Origin of the sequence: Melaminivora alkalimesophila (assembly GCF_000282995.1) — a bacterium.
GTDB lineage: Bacteria > Pseudomonadota > Gammaproteobacteria > Burkholderiales > Burkholderiaceae_C > Melaminivora > Melaminivora alkalimesophila.
This window is the reverse complement of the sequence record NZ_ALEE01000340.1, coordinates 1-2,892: the sequence shown is the minus strand read 5'-3', so window position 1 is coordinate 2,892 and position 2,892 is coordinate 1. Positions and strand designations below refer to the sequence as shown.

Sequence of the window (2,892 nt, the reverse complement as noted above, 5' to 3'; positions counted from 1 at the left end):
CGAGCTGGTCGCGGCCGGCCCCAACAGGAGTCTTCATCATGCAATTCGTCGCTTACGAGCGCGCCAAGCAAGGTACGGGTGCGAGTCGGCCCTGGCCTTCGATGCCCTGCTGCAGCAGCGCGAGATCCAGGTGGCGCGCTTCAAGGCGACCGACTTCGCCTCCAAGGTGGAGGTGAACGACGCGGCGGTCAAGGCCTACTACGAAGGCCATCCGGAGCAATTCCGCCAGCCCGAGCAGGCCTCGGTGGAATACGTCGTGCTGGACCTGGACGCCGTCAAGTCGGGCATCACGCTGAGCGAGGACGATCTGCGCACCTACTACAAGGAAAACCTCTCGCGCCTTGCCGGCCAGGAGGAGCGCCGCGCCAGCCACATCCTGATCAATGCGCCCAAGGACGCTCCGGCCGCGGAACGCGCCCAGGCGCGCGAGCGGGCCGAGCAGCTGCTGGCCGAGCTGCGCGAGGCGCCGGATCGCTTCGCCGAGCTGGCACGCAAGAATTCGCAGGATCCCGGCTCGGCGGAGGCCGGAGGCGACTTGGGCTTCTTCGGCCGCGGAGCCATGGTCAAGCCTTTCGAGGATGCGACCTTCGGGCTCGCCAAGGGCGAGATCAGCGACGTGGTGGAGACCGACTTCGGCTACCACATCATCCGCCTCACCGACGTGAAGGCTCCCAAGGAGCCGAGCTTCGAGGAACTGCGCCCGACGCTGGAGGCGGATCTGCTGCAGCAGCAGGCGCAGCGCAAGTTTGCCGAGATGGCGGAGTCCTTCGCGAACGCCGTGTACGAACAGGCGGAGGGCCTGCAGCCGGTGGCGGAAAAGTTCAAGCTGAAGATCCACACCGCCGACGCCGTGGCGCGCCAGCCCGCCCCGGGCGCGGAGGGGCCGCTGGCCAGCGCGCGCTTCCTGGAGGCGCTGTTCGAGCCGGAATCGCTGCAATCCAAGCGCAACACCGAGGCGGTCGAGATCGCTCCGAGCACCCTGGTGGCTGGCCGCATCACGGCCTACCAACCCGCCATGACGCTGCCGCTGGAGCAGGCCCAGGACCGGGCGCGCACGCTGTTCCTGGCGGCCCGCTCGGCGGAGCTTGCCCGCCAGGAGGGAGAGGCGCGGCTGGCCGCCTGGAAGGCGGACCCGAAGTCGGCCACGGGGCTGTCGGCGCCGCAGGTGATCTCGCGCGAAGAGGCGCGAGGCCAGCCGCGCGCCATCGTCGATGCCGCGCTGCATGCGCCGGTGGACGCGCTGCCGTCCTGGGTGGGGGTCGACCTCGGACCAGAGGGCTATGCCGTGGTGAAGCTCAACCGCATCGTCGCACGCGAGGGGCTGGACGAGGCACGGCGCGCGGCGGAGCGCCAGCAGTACGCGCAGGCCTGGGGGAACGCCGAGGCCCTGGCGTATTACGAGCTGCTCAAGCAGCGTTTCAAGGTGCAGATCAAGGCCCCTCGGCCGGCGGCCGGGGCGGCGCTGCAGGAGGATTGACCGCGCGCACGCGGCGGGGCTGACGGAATTGCAGTCCCAAGCCGGAAAGTGCATTTTCCCGCGCTATAATGCGGGGCTACGGTGGCTGTAGCTCAGTTGGTAGAGTCCAGGATTGTGATTCCTGTTGTCGTGGGTTCGAGTCCCATCAGCCACCCCAGATAACAAGAAAACCCCGCTGTCCGAAGATGGCGGGGTTTTTGTTTGTGCGGTGCCAGGCAGGGGCATTGCAGCGCGTCTTCGCGCTGTGCCCGGCCCCGTTCCATTCAGCGCACGCCGGGCAGCCAGTTCGCCCCGGTGCGGCGCACCAGCTCCTCATAGCTGATCGGCCGCTCCACCTTCGCGGACGGCGCATTTTGCTGCCAGTGCGCCCAGCTGCGCCCCGTGGACGGATCATGGACCAGCTTGAACAGGTGCGACGGCACGGCGACCCGGTTGCTGCCGATCCGCTTCGCCCCTGGCTCGAACACCGGGCCCGTGATGACGAAGACATCGCCCCGCGCTCGCATCACGTAGGCGCGCGTGTCCGCCTCGACCTTGGCCCAGGGGCCGCTGTTGTGGCGGGAGTCCTGGGGGACGACGTTCGCCAGGCTGAAGGATTGCGCCATGGCCGTGGCGTTGGGCATGTCCGCAGCCGGGGCCATGTGGCCACGCGAATAGCCCGAGCCCCGGTAGTCCTGCAGTTCGGCGCGCTCGCTGCGGGGCAGCCGGGCGTCGGCAAAAAAACGGTCGGTGCGCTGGATGTGGCGCCCCTGCTGCAGCATCCGCCGGTTCAGGCGCTGCGCGACCAGCACCGGCGTGCGGGTCTGGCCAGAGTGCAGGATGGCGAAGCTGTCATAGCACAGCTCGCGCAGTTGGGGTGCGGCGGGGACCGCCGGGGGGCGGCCCCGGGCGAAGAACTGAGGGCACTCCGAGAAGGCGGTGGCATGCAGCGCTCCGGCGGGCGGGGCAGCCGGCCCGGGAGAGGGCACGGGGATGCCGCAGCTGGCGAGCTGGAAGGCAATGACGCAGGCCGTGAAAAACGAAACCGCCAGGCGGGGCGGTCGGGGCGCCGCCGGCCGGGTGCGGCGGCGGGTCGGTTTGCGAAGCGGCGGTGTTCGTCTGGGGCGCATGGTGGTGGCAGGGGCCGGCTTCCGGCCCCGGACGCGGCGCGCAGGCGGGTGCGGCCAAGGCAGCCCGGCCGCGCCGCCGGATACGGCATCGCCCGCCGGTCACTGGTCCGGCAGGGGAAAGGCGGTGGGCGGGCCGATCTACTGCTTGTCCCGGGGAAGGTAGTTCTTGCGGCCGGAGGGCCCTATCGTATAGCGTCCGCCGCGGGGGCCGGTGTAGACCACCTTGTCGCTGCCCGGGCGCTGGCGTGGGGCCGCATTGCCGGCCTCGGCCTTGCGGGCCGGATCGCCCGGCACGCCGACCGGCTC

2 protein-coding genes and 1 tRNA gene are annotated in these 2,892 nt (G+C 70.2%); 2 read left to right on the top strand and 1 reads right to left on the bottom strand.

What is annotated here, in order from left to right:
• Both A612_RS06290 and A612_RS06285 read left to right on the top strand, forming a co-directional pair.
• Positions 1 to 1,477 (top strand): peptidylprolyl isomerase (locus tag A612_RS06290; RefSeq protein ID WP_141630333.1); only part of this gene is annotated, 1,477 nt, incomplete at its 5' end.
• An 81-nt stretch (positions 1,478 to 1,558) separates the two neighbouring features.
• A tRNA-His gene (locus A612_RS06285) sits at positions 1,559 to 1,634 on the top strand.
• A 106-nt stretch (positions 1,635 to 1,740) separates the two neighbouring features.
• Here the strand turns inward: A612_RS06285 and A612_RS06280 are convergent.
• On the bottom strand, positions 1,741 to 2,445 hold the full coding sequence (locus A612_RS06280) for a DNA/RNA non-specific endonuclease (protein ID WP_019373661.1): 705 nt from the start codon (positions 2,443 to 2,445) through the stop codon (positions 1,741 to 1,743).
• Between the last annotated feature and the right edge of the window lie 447 nt (positions 2,446 to 2,892).